This window comes from Paenibacillus sp. NPDC057886 (assembly GCF_042796655.1).
Classification (GTDB): Bacteria; Bacillota; Bacilli; order Paenibacillales; family Paenibacillaceae; genus Paenibacillus.
The window spans coordinates 176,368-192,971 of sequence record NZ_JBHVMZ010000010.1; the positions used below are offsets into that span (position 1 = coordinate 176,368).

A 16,604-nucleotide genomic window follows, 5' to 3' on the forward strand; every position below is an offset into this window, starting at 1 on the left:
TCCACTGTATATGTGAATGCCCTTCTTTATCTGTTTAATGTCCTGTTTATATACGCTGGAATTCATGTTCTACTCTATGTAAAGAAGAGAATGACTAAGCCAAAAGAGTAGGGAGCTGCGACGAACGCGGCTCTTTTGTTTTTACCATATCATGGGTTATGATAGAAGGCACGAATAGATTGGGGATGATGATATGAAACAGATTCCAGCGGAATGGAATTCAGATCGACTTTTCATTTCCGATTTGAAAGAAGCTGAGATTTTCGATATCCAATCCATTGTTGATACGAGTAACTATGTGCAGGAATGGGACGGACGAGATCATGAGCCGGATTATGTGAGAACGTGCTTTGAAGAAGGCAATCTGCCTCCTGGGGGAAGGCTGGAGAACTACCGAATTCAGACCATTCGTACGAGTGAGGAAAACAAAAGTATAGGTGTGCTGAGCCTGTACCATGGCTACCCCATGGAGGATTCCGTTTATCTCGAATTTTTATATATCCATAGTGAGACCCAGAAGCAAGGTTATGGACAAGAAATGATTCATGCGTTGACCCGATTATTTTTCGAGCTTGGTTATAAGGAAATCAGAATCAACGTGGCACTCAAAAATTGGCCTGCATTACGATTTTGGACCAAGTCGGGATTTGATCAGATTAGCGGAATTTACGGAGAACTTGAACATTCGGATAAGACTTTTGCCAATATAGAACTGATCAAAACACTTAAAAAGCATGATATATAAATTGAACTAAACATTTACACGAGAACGTAGAGGACAGAAATAACCTGAAGAAGCGGAGCGTTCGCCTTTATCCCCGGATTTTCCCCTTTGAAAAAGGAATTCCAAAAAATCTGGGGATAACAGCGATTGGAAGGTTGTTCTGTCAACGGAGTGGCAAGTGTAAATATCTTTAGTTCAATTTATATAGAAAAGGAGAATGGCTAAATGGAATCTTTCTTTCGTTATAACTGGATCGTGCGTGAGCAATGGTTTCAGTGGTGTAAGGATGTACCGCTTGAAGAGCTGCTTCGGCCTCGAACAGGCGGAGTAGGCAATATATTGCAAACGTTTTTTCATATCATTGATGTAGAGTGGAGCTGGCTCCAAGTATTGCAGGGCAAACCGGATGGTATGGAGAACTTTGAAGACTATAAAACACTGGAAGCTGTGCGACAGTTTGAGCGCAAACTGCGACCCGAAGTGGAGGCATTTGTTCTATCCTGGGATCCTGGCATGGAAAAGAGACCCTACATCGATCCTGATTTGGATCGTACCACAGTCAAGGAATCGTGGGGAGAAGTGATGCGCCACGTGATTGCTCATGAGATTCACCATATGGGGCAATTATCGGTATGGTCCAGAGAACTGGGCAAGAAGCCCGTATCTGCCAATTTCATTGGTAAAGGACTTATTGCTCCTGATAACTAAAGTGAAGAGGAGACAGTATGATCCAAATTCTAAATTCACAAAGGAGGGTCGGGCAAAATGGGGTTAACTCTGGAAAGTATCCGATGGGTGGAGTTGAGCGAAGAAATTCGCTGCCTGCTTGGAGAACCATACAAGATGCTTCCCCTGTCACCAGGGCTGGAGGCAGACGTTATGAAGATAGAATGCGCTGATCACTCTTATGTGTTAAAGATATGGAACAAGGACTCCAAACCCAATATTCGCAAGCAGTATGAACTTTTATCTGAACTATACCAGAGGGGAATACAAGTGTCCCAACCGTACGGTTGGGGCATGGATGTGGATTCTAATCAAGTCCTGTTAACGAGTTATGACGGGGAGCCTATAGCCAAGTTAAGCAAAACCAAGCTGGAGCATTTGGCTCATATGTTAATTCAAGTCCATGGTTATGATGTAAATGATACGGATAACACGGATGCAAATTTCATATCACAATACGACTTCGTTGGATATTTCTTTCCTTCCATTGAACTGCATGAGGATATGTATCAGATCCTGACGAGCCTTCTTCAACGGACTGAATTTAGGCAAGATCATTTGATCCACGGTGATTATAACCTGGGAAATGTTCTGGAGGCAGGCGACCAATATACGATTATCGATTGGACGAATGGGCAGCTCGGTGATCCCAGATACGATATGGCGTGGTCTATTTTTTTGATGACAATCTATGCGGGGGAACGAAACGGAACGATGTACAGTGCTCTATTCAGGAGTCTGACGGAATACACACCGGACGATGCAGAGATTTTTGAAGCGATGGCTTGTTTGCGTTGGATTCTATTAAAGCGAGTGTCTGATGTTCCTATGGGGCCGGGTGTTATGCAGCGGGTTAAAAAGATTACTGGCAATAATTCATATTTAAATGATGAACTGCTGTAGTATTGTCCTAAACGGTCCTTCGTTGCATACCTATGGTATAGAGGAGCGTGATAGGTATGGAACAGAAGGTGCAAACTTATTTTGAGCTGAAACAGCAGCAAAAAGAAATTGAACAACGATTATCTGTGTTACGAGATGAGATTGTCGGGTATTGTGAGGAGCAGGGCGTCTATGAGACACAAGTTGGCGGATACGCTGTGAAAACGGTGCTTCAGCACCGCAAGGAGTATGATGACCAGAAGCTGTATGCTTCCCTTCCCGATCCGGACATCTGGCGACTGCTGTCCAAGGTGGACAGTCATAAGCTGAAAAGCCTGATCAAGCTGAACATACTGACTGAGGAGCAGATTAGTCCAGCTTGTACGGTGAAGCCGGTAACAGTATTACAGGTGGACAAGTTGTAACCCTTCGCACGCCATTATATATTAACCATTCTATAATCGTCATCACAAAGCACCTTCCACGGCATATTGCTCTGTTGCCATCATCGACGGAATACGGAGGTGTTTTTGTTTTTGCGTGGAAGCAAAAGCTTGCCTTTTGTGTTCGATCAGCAGCTACAGCCGAAGGAGTCTTTCTGGCGCATCATTAAGCAGTAGCAATCATACTTTCCTTGTCATTCGCACATATATGCCAACGCTCCCCGAGGAGCTGATTGAATCGGTCACGTGGTGGCCGGTTTTTGTTTTATGTAAAATTGTGTGCCAATTTCAGCCGTGCGTTTTAAGTCATTTGTGAGCATAGGCCTGATTCAGTGCCAGAATGGGAAGAAAACGGTTTGCTTTAAACAGTTATGCGAGTAGTTTATATGTTATAATTTGTAATTAATTCATGTGCCATCTTTGATAAGGAGGGGAGAAAAATGAAGATTAAGTAACCGGTATGGTTGAATTTACGATTCGATACATCGGTGGCGAAAATATGGTGAAAGATGTTGGTTATCAATTTGGCGGTAAAGATCTAACGGCAAGCGGATTGGTAGAAAATCTGGGTACGCCTTTCCGGGATATTAAGCAAGCCTCGGGTCCGAAATATCTGGAGAATGAAGACTTTCCCATCCCTGTCGATATTCAATGGAATGAAGATCAGGAAGAGACAGTATATCTTCAAAAGTTGTAGACCGATGAGTTGAGGAGATGGACTATGAGGAAAAAAATCATTTCGATCGTGCTTGCCATCTGGGTATTGATGATTGTGATCAGTGTGGTTCTTCTGTTTCTGCCCAGAACGATCCATCTTGATGGTGTGGCTGTAAAATATCGGCTGGGAGAAGACAACAGGGAACCAGAACAAACGGTTCATATAAACATGGATGGCAAACGTTATCTAACAGCTTCGGGAGATTACATATTCAGAGGAACCATTGATATTGAAGGTGAGCCTTTCCCCGTACCCGAAGATCAAAAGAGGCTCGAAATTCGTTTTCATAAAGGATACGGATTGATGGAATACATCATTTTTGAAAATGGGAAAACGGATATCTTCGTATACGGAACACTATTTGTTGATCGTGCATTCAGCAAACTCACCATCGCCATTTCGGAGGAGGATTCGAACGGAGAGCAGAACAGTAAAAGCTGGAGCGCCGAAGATGGGCTCATGCTCTCCATGCCCGCAACCAATCGTTCCGAAGCCATTCAGCTCTCTAATGAACTGATGGAAACTTATCTCGGGGGCTATACATTAAAATGAGAAATTATAAACAAAAACAGGCATGCATTTACCTTGGAGATCGCTTTCCCCTTGTGTAAACGACATGCCTGTTTTTTTATTTATGCTGCAAATCTCTAGTAATCTTGTGTTCAGTTTCCAAGCAAAGCTTTTTCTACTTCATCCAGAACCTGACCATAAGCGATCGGTCCAAATCCAGCTACCCAGACCGTGTTGTCCACCATGTAAACCTGGTCGCTTTTCACAGCCTTCAAGCCTTTCCAGACTGCATTGTCACGCAGCTTGGTGAGCGCTTGTTCGTTCTCTGCTTCACTACCGGAGATGATCATGAAAATACGATCCGGATTCAATTCAGGCAACAATTCGAGCGACACATTCTCAATAACTTCATTCATGACGATGCCTGCTTTGGCAAGATCAGGTGCATGGAGTCTGGCTATATCGTACAGCAGGTTCGGAGAATAGAAGGCGTCTGGTGATTTGTCACTTGGGGCTAATACCTGAATCTGCTTATCGGTCAAACGAAAAATCAGAATGGTGTCATCCGCGGCATCGCTGGCAGCAACCTTGGTGCCAAGATCCTTCGCCTTTTGATACAATTGATCCACGATTTCGTCTGCCTCCTTTTCTTTGGCTAATACTTTGGCTGTATCCTTGAACCACTCAAGCGAATTGCTGAAGTAGCTGCTCATATAGACCGGTCCAATCCCGCTGATCCCTTCGTATTCATCAACAAGTACTTCATTGGACAGAATGAGATCCGGCTCTGTGTCCAGAAGTGCTTCCTTGTTGAATTCATTGACGGAACCTAGCGGTACGACGCCTTCGAGCTTGTCCTTCAGATAGGCAGGCATCTCCTGACCGACTTGGGTCACCATGGCGTATGGTTTCATGCCCAGTGCCACGAGGTGATCGGCATACGCATAGGTCAAGCCAGCGATACGCTTGGGTTCAGCAGGAATATCAACAGGACCCTTAATACCCTCAACGGTGCGTGTCTCCGTATTGGTTGCCTCGCTATCCGACGATGAGGTGCCGTTGGTGCTCTCTGTTGACTCACTGGCTGTGGAAGTGGATTCACTCGTGGAAGCCTGTTCGGCCTTGGAGCACCCGGCAACCAGAATAAGCAGCAGCATTAGCATGATGCTTGCCTTCAAATTGGTTTTAAATCCTCGTTTGTTTCTTCTATCTGTATTCATATGTGCATGTCCCCCTTTACTGATTATCATTCTCAATTACTAGTATAGGAGAGAAGATTCAGTGCGTCGAGGCACAAAAGGAACCATTCACATGCACGATAGTGACCGAAGGCGCTCGGGAATTTCCCGTAATAACAGATCATGCGAGAAGGCATTATAGCTGCCGAGTACATAATTCATCTGATCCAAATAAACCCGCCCTCGCTTCACCGCTTCCCGCGCTTTCCACCAGGGAGAGTTCAACCATCTCTGCCGCTCGGCATCACTGACCGAAGGGTGGAACACCAACATGATGTAATCGGCGTCCAGATCGTCCATCTTCCAATCCTCAGCAATATAGTGGCTTTGCTGTTCATGGATCAGGGAAGGGGTGGACAATTGCAGATCCTGATACAGGACCGCGCCCATATGGCGGTAGCCGGCAACAAAACAATCCTGACTTCGAACGAGTAACGACACGATTGAAGCAGAGCCGATCTGCTGACGAAGACGGGTTGCAGCCTGATGGGATTTCTCATCATATTCATCCAGCCAGCTGTAAGCATGTTGATCTCGTCCGGTAGCCTCAGCAATTTCGAGGAACTGACTGCGCCAGTCCTGGGATTGAAAAGCAATCGTCCGTGTAGGTGCAATTTGGTGCAGCTGCTGAACATGTGCCTCGTCTGTATATTCACTGGTCAGAATCAGATCCGGTTCAGCCCGGAGCAGTGTAGTTGAATCGGGTGCTTCACCTTCATAGGCATTCATGAAAAGGGTATGATCCAGCAGAGAGGTTTCGGCTTTTAGCTTTGTTGTCTGGTGAGCAGCCGTTTGGCGTGATGCATTCGAATGTCGGTCAGATATTCCTGCGGACTTTTGCCCACGTTTTTCTTGAAAAAACGGGAGTAGTACCCCTCGGAGAAACCTACCCGTTCGGCAAGCTGTTGGCGTGTAATCGGTGACTGATAGTTCTGCTCCATATAGCGCAGCGCGTCCAGTACAAGACTGGCCGAGTCATAATCGGAGGTGGCTTCAAGCCGTTCTCCTACATCTGCGACCCATTGCAGAAATTGTCCTTGGATACGAATCCGCTGCCAATGATTATGTTTCTGCCAGAGAATATGCAGCTCTTTAATTAACTCGCGTTCATGGGATTGCAGGATACCAACACGGTTATGCTCAAAAAGGGGAGGGAGAATAAGAGCCTCTTCGGAATCCTCTCTATGCGAGATTTGCCCCTCTATCTCCAACGCGATGATGCGTAATGGATCTGCGGAAGTCTGTCTAATCTGCAGCTGTTTGCCATCCTGGAGAAAAATAAAATGCCCTGCCTTGAGATTGCGATGCTGACGATTCGCGATCAGACAGATCTCTCCATCCTCCAGCAGCACGAACAGTTGTCCTTCTGTATGTGTGAACGGGTTGCCGTTAGAGGGCAGCCTGGTGTGGTGCTCAATGGATGTAAGATTATACATCGGGATGTCCCCCTCTATAAAGCCGATTTCAGTGTGTGTTTAAAGGCATTGCAGTCAAAGCCTATGTATTATCTTATCATTCTAGCGAGTAACAGGAATGCTATCAATTATCTTCGATGTTCCCTTCGATGTTCTCCCGTCCTCTTTAATGATCCAGTACGCAATGATAACTGTTTAATAGCGTTTACAATAAAACTCAAAGTGAAACACCGAAATAAAACGGATTATCCTCCTAAAACGCTCGATCTGCCGTTGATTATGCATGCCAAATGTTGGTCCGATTTTATAAGCTTATTCTGTAGGCCAGAGGCTTCTGGATTATACAAAAATAAAGGATAAAGGAGAGTTTTTGTGATTCCGAACACAATAGCGAAAGAACGCCTTCCCTGGTCAGCTCTGCTCGCTTTGGCCATGGCTGGATTTATATGCATTCTTACAGAAAGCCTGCCGGCGGGGCTGCTGCCGCAAATAGCGCAAGATCTGGAGATCGGGGAAGGTTTGGCTGGTCAGCTCGTCACTTTGTATGCGGTGGGATCTCTTCTGGCGGCAATTCCGCTGACTACAGCAACTCGTGGATGGAGACGCAGGCCGCTGCTGCTAGTATGCATCTTCGGTTTTCTAATTTTTAACTCAATTACGGCTGTATCTTCGGTATATGGTTTGACCCTTGCTGCGCGCTTCATGGCGGGCGTGTCTGCTGGAGTGTTGTGGGGAATGACTGCAGGTTACGCACGCCGAATGGTTTCAGACTCGTTAAAGGGAAAAGCGATGGCTGTCGCCATGGTGGGCACGCCGCTGGCTCTTGCGCTAGGCGTTCCATTGGGTACCTTTTTGGGCAATTACGCAGGATGGCGTCTTATTTTCGGAACAGTCTCATTATTGACGGTAGTGCTTGTATTGTGGGTGCTCTGGAAAGTACCTGACTATAAAGGGGAACCTGCCCGTCATCAGCTCGCGCTTCATCGGATTTTTGTAATACCGGGGGTTCGTCCCATATTGTTTGTTGTTCTGACCTGGGTACTGGCCCATAACATTCTGTACACGTATATCTCTCCTTATCTGGGCGAGACGATGCTGTCCGAACGGGTGGACCTGGTTCTGATGATCTTTGGGGTGACTTCAGTGATCGGTATATGGATTATTGGGCTGTTGATTGATCGTCACATGAGATTATTGATTCTGGCTAGCCTTTTCCTATTTGCGCTGGCCTCGCTGGCGATGGGGATCTTTATCCATCAACCGATGATGATCATTCTGGGAGTAGTGGTCTGGGGGCTTACATTTGGCGGAGCGGCTACGTTATTACAGACTGCAATTGCGCAGGCCGGAGGCAAAAGTGCCGATGTTGCCCAATCCATGCTGGTGACAGCATGGAACCTGGGGATCGGAGGAGGAGGGATCGTTGGAGCCATCCTTCTGGACCAGATAGGGGCTCGTTTCCTGCCAATTTCCCTGATCCTATTGATCGTTATGGCCTTGCTCGTCGCCTGGCCGGCTAGTAAACATGGTTTTCCAAGACTGGCTAAGGAGCGATGACTGAGTAATCCATTTACACCGGACTCGTTCCTTCGATGAGATTTTTAGTTGCAATAGGTGAAGACATTGCGATGAGGGTGGTGTAAGTACCGTATTGATCGCATCGGTCCCCAAATGCTTCAAGACCAGCAATCGAATCCGTCATGATTTTCAAAAGGTAATTATGCTCTCCGCTGACGCGATGACATTCGACCACTTCGGGTGACGAACGGCAGAAATCAAGAAAGGCATGACAATCCCGTGTGCGAAAAAGAAGATAGGAAGTACTCGACCTCCCTATTTTCTGCGGGGAAATGATGGTGCGGTACTCCTCAATTACGCCGCTTTCTTCCAATCGCTTCACGCGTTCCGTTACGGCGGGTTGAGATAAACCTACCAGCTTGCCCAGTTCCGTCATGGATAGCCTGGCCTGGTTTTGCAAATGAAAGAGGATATTGGTATCAATTTGGTCCATGAGATAGCCCCCTTTTAAATTATAGGAAATGATTTGTGAATGCCTTTATATTCATCGCTGATTAAAGCGGATAACTTGCTTGTCTTATGTAATACGGATGAGATCATTTATATAATAAGCACACTTACTTTAAATAATCAAGCTTATTGCACATGGAGGAGAATAGTGAAATGGGAGACAAAGATATGAAGTTTAACCCAGCATATGTAGAAGAAGTAATTAACCGTACGTTGGCAGAAAAAAGAATCGTGGGTTCCGTTGTTCAGATTGCCTGGAAAGGGGAAGTGGTCTATAACAGCGCTGATGGCCTCGCCGATCGGGAGCAGAACAGACGAATGCAAGAAAATGCGCTATTCAGGTATGCTTCTGTAACCAAACCGATTGTGTCCACCGCCGCCATGGTATTGATATCCCAAGGTAAATTAAAGCTGGATGACCCGGTTGTCAAATGGCTGCCAGAATTCCGCCCCAAACAGCCAAATGGGGAAGTTTCCTCCATGACGGTTCATCATTTGATGACACATACGGCGGGGTTGACGTATCGTTTTTTTCAGGAAAACGGGGGAACGTACGAACTTGCCGGAGTATCGGATGGAATGGATATCGCTGGCATTACACTGGAAGAAAATTTGCTGAGGATTGCTGCTGCTCCACTGCTGTATGAGCCAGGGACGATGTGGAGATATTCAATTGCAACAGATGTACTCGGTGCAGTTATTGAGAAAGTGACCGGGCTGCCACTGGGAAAGGCAGTACAACTGCTCGTGACTCATCCACTAGGCATGAAGGATACGGATTTTGTCGCTGTGGATTCGAAGAGAATGACAGCTGCCTATGCGGACAGTTCCAACAGTTCGGGGCAACCTCGTCGCTTGCGTGATGAGGACCATGTTCCTTTTATTGAAGGAACGGCGGGCTTCCAACTTGCACCAGAAAGATACCTTGATCCATCGGCCTACCTTTCGGGTGGTGCGGGCATGATAGGAAGTGCGGGAGACTTTCTAGTATTGCTTGAAACGCTGCGTCAAGGTGGAGGTTCGCTTCTTCCTAAAGCGCTGGTCACCGAAATGACAACTAATCAGATTGGCGATCTGGACATGCCTTATTGGCCAGGCAGAGGATTTGGCCTGGGATTCACATTACTGAAAGATCCGGTAGAGGCAGGCACACCGGAGTCTGCTGGAACGTGGCGTATGGGAGGAACCTATGGTCATTCGTGGTTTGTTGATCCAACAGAAGAACTGAGCGTTGTCGCGTTCACCAATACAGCTCTGGAGGGCATGTCGGGCAGGTTCACAACGGAACTTTGCGAGGCTGTTTATGAGGGGATTGAGCGAGAGAGATAAGTTGTGTTATGGATTAATATGTAAAAATGTGATAAGGTAGAGCAGCAGATTACAGTGAATTCTAAATTTGATTCCGAAATGAGATGAGAAGATGGATCGTATCCGCAATTACCTGTTTGTTTTCGCAGGCAATTTTCTAGCTGCCTATATGATCTTTCCTGAAAGAACTACTGTCAAATCAGTGATGTTTGCTGCACTGATGCTGTTCCTGAGCATGGGAATGGATTTCATGAAAAGCAAAAAGCAGCATTCGTTGGAGCAGCAGTGAGCCAGCTTAACATTTCATGTCAGTGCGGAATATTTAGTCCGTAATTAATATTGGAACCGATTCTCGACAGAGGATCGGTTTTTTGTGTACAGTTGAAGCATGAATGACCGAATGACCTGAATGTTGGTCAAGTCAGAAGGCAGGGAGCGTTTCATATGATCCGAAACCAATTTAATCAATGGGCCAAGTGTCAGGCGGAACGGCTGCAAACGTTGGTATCTCGACGGAGCAGGCCAAACAGGGGGACGTCGATGAACAACTTATCCCTGATCCTTCAACCGGATTCATTATGAGTCCGAGTATGCCATCGGTCAGGTGACTGTCTGGGCATCAAAACAAATGGAATATGAGGTTGTGAACATCGAGACGGAAGAACAGCTTTTATGGAAGTATGTTGAAAACATGGAGGAAGACGAACCTGATTTTGATGAGATTTTGAGACAATATTTCGACGTGTTACAGTCCGGGCTCAAACTTTAACCGGCTTCGGGAGGAGAGGCAGAGACCACTTTATCCGGCTCCCATTTACTTGATCACTATTGTTCATTACACTTGGTTTATAGTACTTACTTAATCCAAATTCAGATGTTCAGGGGGAATATATTTATGCATCAATCCGCACATATTCAGGAAGCCAGAGATTACATATTAAACCGTATTAATAACAAGCCTGTCGTGGGCATGATTCTGGGATCAGGGCTGGGAGCGCTCGCGGACGAGATCGAGAATGCAACCGTCATTCCATATACGGACATTCCTTATTTTGCTCAATCCGAGGCTATTGGTCATGCTAACGAATTGGTCATCGGAGAACTGATGGGCAAGACAGTCGTAGCGATGAAAGGACGCCTTCATTATTATGAAGGATTTTCGCTGGATGAAGTAACGTTCCCGGTTCGGATTATGAAAGCGCTGGGTGTCGAGCAGTTGATCATCACCAATGCTTGTGGAGCGATCAATACCAGCTTCGAACCTGGACAGCTTATGTTGATTACCGATCATATCAATCTGGTAGGCAATAATCCGCTGATGGGGCCGAATAATGCCGAGCTGGGCGTGCGTTTCCCGGACGTGTCACAGGTATATAATCGTGAATTGCGCAGTATTGCTATGAAGGTAGCGGAGGAGCAGAATGTTGGTTTGCAGCAAGGTGTGTATGCATGGTGGAGTGGTCCGGCGTATGAGACTCCAGCGGAGATTCGCATGATTCGTACGATGGGCGCGGATGCTGTGGGTATGTCGACGGTACCTGAAGCGATTGTAGCCATTCATGGCGGCATGAAGGTACTGGGCATTTCCTGTCTGACCAATATGGCCTGTGGCATTCTGGACCAGCCGTTAAGTCATGATGAAGTGATTGAAGTCGCGGAAAAAGTGAAAACAACCTTCATCGGACTGGTTAAAGGTATTCTGAAAGAGATGTAATTTGTGATCGAGAGGGCGCTTTCCTTTCAAAGCACTCGTGTAGGAGGCATTGCCCATGATGGAAAATTTCCGTTGGGCAGTGCTTTTTGCTTTGCTGAACAATCCGTTTACGATGAAGATGGGCACAAGCTCCCTTATATTTTTCACGTATGTTATCGTACTGAAGGAGGAGGTAGAATGATCAAGCAAGCAGAGCTGCTGTGGAAACGTATTATTGCAAAAGGGACGGGCGCAAATGCTGATTTTGAGGTAGAGCTCAACCTTCAACCTGGTGCGAGCGATGAAGATTTTCGTTCCGTGGAAGACGAGCTTGGCGTGAAATTGCCTGAAGAGATGAAGGCTCTGTATCGTGTACATAACGGACAAGCCTGGAATGTTGGAATAGATTCCTTTGTTCGTAACCTGACATTGTCACCTCTGGATCAGGTGAAGGAGAACTGGGCGTTTTTGCAGGAAGAATTCGACCCGGACGAGATGGAGCCAGAGATTGAGGATGATGCCATTAAGCCAGTACTGTGGAACTGCAGATGGATTCCGATTGCGGAAAATGGTGGTGGAGATTATCTGTGTTTGGACACCGATCCATCAAGTACGGGGATGGTGGGACAAGTGGTGTACTTTTGGCATGATTGGGGACATCGGTCGGTTGAGGCTACGGGATTATTTGAATTTATTCAGAAATGTATAGAAGAAGAGGACGAATCAAACAGTTCCTCTTAATCATTAAGCGGAAGAAAGAGATTTCCCGTGTAAAATAGTGGTTGAAGAAAAATAAATCGCTCCCCGGAGAGCAGGCATCAAGCCGCACCATGGAGCGATTCTTTATTAGTTGGATTTAGTAGGATACGGGCCAAAGCAGTAGCAGTGAACATAGAATCAGACCTGAACCGCCGCCCAGGGTATAGACCGTGAGCTGGCGGAGTAAGGACTTTTTCCAGAACGGCAGAGCTGTCTGGGTGCGAATCCGTTCATTTTCCCGTTGCAGGGCGTTGGATTCTCTGACAAACATGCGCTTGAGACCGCCGAATCCTTGCAGAAAGGGGTCCATGAACCCGCTTTGGAGCACATGGATTGCTGTTCCGGCCAAGAGACATATCAGACCGGCGACAAATAGCTGGTCTGAACCTTCATGTAGGCTACCGGAGCCGCCTAATATTCCGCAGAAGTCCAGCAGATAGGCGGCCAGGGCCGTTATCAGACCGGACAGAGCGTAACGGATAAACATTACTCGGCTACCCGCTTGGTGAAGCGGAGATCCGGGTTGGAACGAGTGTCAAAGATAACGCCCTCAATACTTGGACTAATCAATGCAGTGTCGGCAGAGAAGAGGATCGGTATAATTGGCAGTTCGTCCATTAGAATGGCCTCCGCTTGGTGCAGCTCTTCAAACCGTTTAACTGGATCAAGCTCAAACGTGGATTCGCTGATCAGTTTGTCATATTCCGGGTTGCTCCAATTGGTGAAGTTGTTGGAGTTCTTCGATGTGTAGTGTTCCAGGACACCCAGCGGGTCGAGGAAGTTTCCTTCCCAGCCCATACGTGCGACTTGGAAGTTCTTTTGCTTGAAGGTATCGATGTATGTTTTCCATTCCTGATTCTCCAAGTTGACTTCAATATCTAGATTGGTTTTGAGCATTTCCTGAATGGCTTCGGCTACTTTTTTGTGTTTGTCGGACGTATTGTATTTGAAGGTAACTGTCGGGAGTTCAGACAAGCCTTCTTCTTTCAATCCTTCCGCCAGCAATGCTTTGGCTTTTGCCGGATCGTACGCATAATATTGGGTTGGCGCCTCTTCCCTGAAATCTTTGCCGGATGGTGCTGTTACGCCGTAAGGCACATATCCGAAAGCTGGTGTTTCACCGCCCTTGGTTACACTTGTTGTCAACGCTTCACGATCAAGTGCATAAGCGAGGGCCTGTCTGATTTTTTTGTTCGTAAAAGGTTTTTCCTCCACATTAAAGGAGTAGGTATATACGCTAAACGAAGGATGGGACAGGAAATCCGCATTGTTCCGCTCCTGATCGATCGTATCCACTGGCAGGGAGAGGATCAGGTCAAGCTCACCCGTTTTGAACAGCTGATAGTACGTATTGGAATCCTGAACCATTTTGAAGTGGATGGTATCCATCGTGATGTTGGCTTTATCCCAGTATTGATCATTTTTAGCCAGCGTAATTTGCTCATTGTGCTTCCATTCCTTGGCAGTGTAAGGGCCATTACCTACGATCGTATCGGCTTCTGCTGCCCACTTCTCATTATTGTCCACAACGGAAGCTTGAACCGGCAGATAAGCATGGCCAACGACAATGGTTGGGAAGAAGGCCAGCGGAGATTTCAGCTCAACCACCAGTGTATGGTCGTCTGTGGCGGTCACACCGACATCCTCAGCTTTTCCTTTTCCCGTGTTATAAGCTTCTGCGCCTTTAATGTAATACAGAGAAGAGGGGTCATAAGCGGCAGTCGCAGGGTTCAATACACGTTTCCAAGAGTATTCAAAATCCTTGGCAGTTACGGGTTCGTTATTCGACCATTTTGCATCGTCGCGGATGGTAAACGTGTAGGTTTTGCCGTCCGGTGATACATCGACTTTGCTGGCTGCTCCTTCAACGATTTTTCCTGATTTGTCGTATGTATACAGTCCCTCATACAGATTATCAATCACCCAGTAGGATGTCGTGTCGGATGCCAGTGCAGGGTCCAGTGTGTATGGTTCTCCACCGGCCAGATTGGTGTTCAGCACTTGCTTAACGTTTGCCGCTGCTGCCTGATTGTCCGGTTTTGAAGCAGTTGCACCATTGTCGGTTGTCGAACTGGAGCAGGCGCTCAAGGCAACGGATGCTGCCAGTAAGAGAGAGAGGGCCCAATTCGTTTTTGTTTTGTTCATTGTTCATTCCTCCATTAATAATTAATTCGTGTTACTCGTAAAGATGACATGCTACCCAGTGTCCTGTTTCGACCTCCCTTCCGGCAGGCATGCGGTTTGCGCAAACATCCATCGCGGCGAAACATCGTTGATGAAACGGACAGCCCGCCGGGGGATGAATGGGACTGGGCGGATTTCCTTGGAGCCGAATACGCTCCCTTTGCCCTTTTAAACGAGGATGTGCGGCGGGAATGGCCGACAGCAGCGCCTGAGTGTAGGGGTGAAGCGGATTGGCAAAGAGATCGTCCCGTCCGGATAGTTCCATCATTTTACCCAGGTACATGACTCCGATCCGATCGCTGATATGCTTCACCATAGCCAGATCATGCGCAATAAATAGATACGTCAGTTCCTCTTCGCGCTGCAGGTCCTTCAGCAAATTGACAATCTGTGCCTGAATGGACACATCCAGCGCGGAAATGGGTTCATCGGCTACGATGAAACGCGGCTTGACGGCAAGTGCCCGGGCAATCCCGATGCGCTGGCGCTGTCCTCCACTGAATTCATGGGGGAAGCGGTGGGCATGATCCGGGTGAAGCCCGACGCGCAGCAACAAGTCCGCGATGATGTCTTTTCGCGCTGCTCCTCGTGCCAGCTTGTAAGCGTCAAGCCCCTCAGCGATAATATCCCCGATGCGAAGCCGCGGGTTAAGCGAAGCGTGCGGGTCCTGAAAGATCATCTGCAGATGGCGGTTCAGCTCCCGCTTCTCACGCGGCTTTGCCTGTCCGGTATCCTGTCCGTTAAACAAAATCTGTCCTTCCGTAGCTTTCAGCAGCCCCACGATGGTACGTCCTAGTGTGGATTTGCCGCTGCCACTCTCGCCGACAAGCCCGAGTGTCTCTCCCCGACGGATGTTCAGGCTGATGCCGTCAACCGATTTGACGGTCAGATTGGACGGGCCGTGAAAATGTTTCTTCACATTGCGAATTTCAATTATAGATTTGGTCATGCTCATTCCTTTCTGCCGGGATACGATCATCCACTTGTGGAGCTCGAGGATCGTTCAGCCAGCATCTGGCACTGTGTTTTGGTGAAAATAGGGTTGCGTCAGGCATTTCCGTCAAACAGATATCCATCGTGTATGGACATCGGTCTGCGAACGGACAGCCAGGCGGGAGCGCAGCAATATCCGGGGGCGAACCTTCAATAGGAATGAGCCTGTCATGTTCCGTATCATCCAGTCGTGGTGTGGACTGGAGCAGTCCCCACGTATATGGATGGCGTGGCCGATCAAAGATATCCTCCACCGTGCCAGTCTCCACAATGGTGCCTGCATACATGACGGCAACGCGGTGAGCCACTTCGGCGACAACGCCCAGATCATGGGTAATCAGCAAAATTGAACTGCCTGTTTGCTGCTGTAAGCTGCTTAGAATATCCAGAATTTGCGCCTGAATGGTAACGTCGAGAGCGGTCGTTGGCTCATCGGCTATCAGCAGCTTGGGATCACAGGCAAGCGCCATGGCAATGGCAACCCGCTGACGCATTCCGCCGCTGAATTCGTGCGGATATTGATGATAGCGGCTTGGTGCGTCAGGAATGCCCACGAGGTTTAGCAGTTCTATGGATCTGGCCCGAGCATCCTTGGGCGATAATTTGCGGTGCTTACGAAGTCCCTCGCCAATCTGAATACCGATCTTCATCGTCGGATTCAGGGAAGACATGGGGTCCTGGAACACCATGCTGATCTCGGAGCCTCGGATTCGGCGCATGGCTTTAGCAGATAATCCGCTGATGACCCGGCCCTCAAAGCGGATTTCGCCGCTGCGAATTCGGCCGTTCGGTGATGAGAACATACCTATCAGGGAACGGGCGGTTACGCTTTTTCCGCTTCCACTTTCGCCGACGATAGCAAGCGTCTCTCCTTCATCGACGTGAAAAGAAACGTCTCTTACAGCTTCAAGTTCTTTGTCACGTGTGGCAAAGGAGACCTTCAAATGATTGACCTCCAGTAAATGACTCATGGTGTGAACCTC

At 47.5% G+C, this 16,604-nt stretch carries 21 protein-coding genes; 13 read left to right on the top strand and 8 right to left on the bottom strand.

The window, feature by feature from the left end:
• Positions 1-193: 193 nt before the first annotated feature.
• The 6 genes from ACFVQB_RS28680 to ACFVQB_RS28705 all read left to right on the top strand — a co-directional run bounded on the left by ACFVQB_RS28680 (position 194) and on the right by ACFVQB_RS28705 (position 4,045).
• The gene (locus ACFVQB_RS28680) at positions 194-745 is read left to right on the top strand and encodes a GNAT family N-acetyltransferase (RefSeq protein WP_379447341.1); all 552 of its coding nucleotides are present in this window, start codon (positions 194-196) and stop codon (positions 743-745) included.
• 204 nt (positions 746-949) lie between these two features.
• Complete coding sequence (locus tag ACFVQB_RS28685) at positions 950-1,432, top strand: DinB family protein (protein ID WP_379447343.1); 483 nt, start codon at positions 950-952, stop codon at positions 1,430-1,432.
• A gap of 57 nt (positions 1,433-1,489) precedes the next feature.
• A complete protein-coding gene (locus ACFVQB_RS28690) occupies positions 1,490-2,353 on the top strand; it encodes an aminoglycoside phosphotransferase family protein (protein WP_379447346.1) in 864 nt (287 codons plus the stop codon).
• Positions 2,354-2,409: 56 nt separating this feature from the next.
• Positions 2,410-2,757 carry a hypothetical protein gene (locus ACFVQB_RS28695; protein ID WP_379447349.1) on the top strand — a complete coding sequence of 116 codons (348 nt, stop codon included), beginning with the start codon at positions 2,410-2,412 and terminating at the stop codon, positions 2,755-2,757.
• Positions 2,758-3,235: 478 nt separating this feature from the next.
• Positions 3,236-3,472 (top strand): hypothetical protein, encoded by a 237-nt coding sequence (locus tag ACFVQB_RS28700; RefSeq protein WP_379447352.1) that lies wholly within the window; start codon positions 3,236-3,238, stop codon positions 3,470-3,472.
• 24 nt (positions 3,473-3,496) lie between these two features.
• Positions 3,497-4,045 (top strand): hypothetical protein, encoded by a 549-nt coding sequence (locus ACFVQB_RS28705; protein WP_379447360.1) that lies wholly within the window; start codon positions 3,497-3,499, stop codon positions 4,043-4,045.
• A gap of 110 nt (positions 4,046-4,155) precedes the next feature.
• Here the strand turns inward: ACFVQB_RS28705 and ACFVQB_RS28710 are convergent, their stop codons facing one another.
• The 3 genes from ACFVQB_RS28710 to ACFVQB_RS28720 form a co-directional block, all read right to left on the bottom strand.
• On the bottom strand, positions 4,156-5,223 hold the full coding sequence (locus tag ACFVQB_RS28710; RefSeq protein ID WP_379447363.1) for an ABC transporter substrate-binding protein: 1,068 nt from the start codon (positions 5,221-5,223) through the stop codon (positions 4,156-4,158).
• A gap of 87 nt (positions 5,224-5,310) precedes the next feature.
• Positions 5,311-5,970: an ABC transporter substrate-binding protein gene (locus tag ACFVQB_RS28715; protein WP_379447365.1), complete on the bottom strand. Its 660-nt coding sequence runs from the start codon at positions 5,968-5,970 to the stop codon at positions 5,311-5,313.
• 35 nt (positions 5,971-6,005) lie between these two features.
• Positions 6,006-6,677: a helix-turn-helix domain-containing protein gene (locus tag ACFVQB_RS28720; RefSeq protein WP_379447375.1), complete on the bottom strand. Its 672-nt coding sequence runs from the start codon at positions 6,675-6,677 to the stop codon at positions 6,006-6,008.
• A gap of 411 nt (positions 6,678-7,088) precedes the next feature.
• On the opposite strand from ACFVQB_RS28720, the gene ACFVQB_RS28725 reads away from it, so the two are divergent.
• Positions 7,089-8,213 (top strand): MFS transporter, encoded by a 1,125-nt coding sequence (locus ACFVQB_RS28725; protein WP_379447631.1) that lies wholly within the window; start codon positions 7,089-7,091, stop codon positions 8,211-8,213.
• 13 nt (positions 8,214-8,226) lie between these two features.
• On the opposite strand, the gene ACFVQB_RS28730 is transcribed toward ACFVQB_RS28725, so the two are convergent.
• Complete coding sequence (locus ACFVQB_RS28730; RefSeq protein ID WP_379447377.1) at positions 8,227-8,667, bottom strand: Lrp/AsnC family transcriptional regulator; 441 nt, start codon at positions 8,665-8,667, stop codon at positions 8,227-8,229.
• 170 nt (positions 8,668-8,837) lie between these two features.
• Between ACFVQB_RS28730 and ACFVQB_RS28735 the strand changes: the two genes are divergently transcribed.
• From ACFVQB_RS28735 to ACFVQB_RS28755, 6 genes are all read left to right on the top strand, one after another.
• Positions 8,838-10,013, top strand: coding sequence for a serine hydrolase domain-containing protein (locus tag ACFVQB_RS28735; protein WP_379447381.1), 1,176 nt, complete (start codon positions 8,838-8,840; stop codon positions 10,011-10,013).
• Positions 10,014-10,104: 91 nt separating this feature from the next.
• Positions 10,105-10,281 (top strand): hypothetical protein, encoded by a 177-nt coding sequence (locus ACFVQB_RS28740; RefSeq protein ID WP_379447383.1) that lies wholly within the window; start codon positions 10,105-10,107, stop codon positions 10,279-10,281.
• A gap of 282 nt (positions 10,282-10,563) precedes the next feature.
• A complete protein-coding gene (locus ACFVQB_RS34575) occupies positions 10,564-10,761 on the top strand; it encodes an immunity protein TriTu family protein (protein WP_483874967.1) in 198 nt (65 codons plus the stop codon).
• 126 nt (positions 10,762-10,887) lie between these two features.
• On the top strand, positions 10,888-11,706 hold the full coding sequence (locus ACFVQB_RS28745) for a purine-nucleoside phosphorylase (RefSeq protein ID WP_379447386.1): 819 nt from the start codon (positions 10,888-10,890) through the stop codon (positions 11,704-11,706).
• Between the two features lie 55 nt (positions 11,707-11,761).
• Positions 11,762-11,887, top strand: coding sequence for a hypothetical protein (locus ACFVQB_RS28750; protein WP_379447388.1), 126 nt, complete (start codon positions 11,762-11,764; stop codon positions 11,885-11,887).
• Positions 11,884-12,426 (top strand): SMI1/KNR4 family protein, encoded by a 543-nt coding sequence (locus ACFVQB_RS28755; RefSeq protein WP_379447403.1) that lies wholly within the window; start codon positions 11,884-11,886, stop codon positions 12,424-12,426. Before ACFVQB_RS28750 ends, ACFVQB_RS28755 begins: the two co-directional genes overlap by 4 nt.
• 115 nt (positions 12,427-12,541) lie before the next feature.
• On the opposite strand, the gene ACFVQB_RS28760 is transcribed toward ACFVQB_RS28755, so the two are convergent.
• From ACFVQB_RS28760 to ACFVQB_RS28775, 4 genes are read right to left on the bottom strand one after another with little or no spacing between them, the layout of a single operon-like run.
• Positions 12,542-12,931 (bottom strand): DUF3899 domain-containing protein, encoded by a 390-nt coding sequence (locus ACFVQB_RS28760; protein WP_379447405.1) that lies wholly within the window; start codon positions 12,929-12,931, stop codon positions 12,542-12,544.
• Positions 12,931-14,589 (bottom strand): peptide ABC transporter substrate-binding protein, encoded by a 1,659-nt coding sequence (locus tag ACFVQB_RS28765; protein ID WP_379447407.1) that lies wholly within the window; start codon positions 14,587-14,589, stop codon positions 12,931-12,933. Before ACFVQB_RS28765 ends, ACFVQB_RS28760 begins: the two co-directional genes overlap by 1 nt.
• A gap of 31 nt (positions 14,590-14,620) precedes the next feature.
• Positions 14,621-15,577, bottom strand: coding sequence for an ABC transporter ATP-binding protein (locus ACFVQB_RS28770; RefSeq protein ID WP_379447410.1), 957 nt, complete (start codon positions 15,575-15,577; stop codon positions 14,621-14,623).
• Positions 15,558-16,592, bottom strand: a complete 1,035-nt coding sequence (locus tag ACFVQB_RS28775) for an ABC transporter ATP-binding protein (RefSeq protein ID WP_379447413.1) — start codon at positions 16,590-16,592, stop codon at positions 15,558-15,560. The genes ACFVQB_RS28770 and ACFVQB_RS28775 overlap by 20 nt, the downstream gene beginning before the upstream one ends.
• Positions 16,593-16,604: the final 12 nt, after the last annotated feature.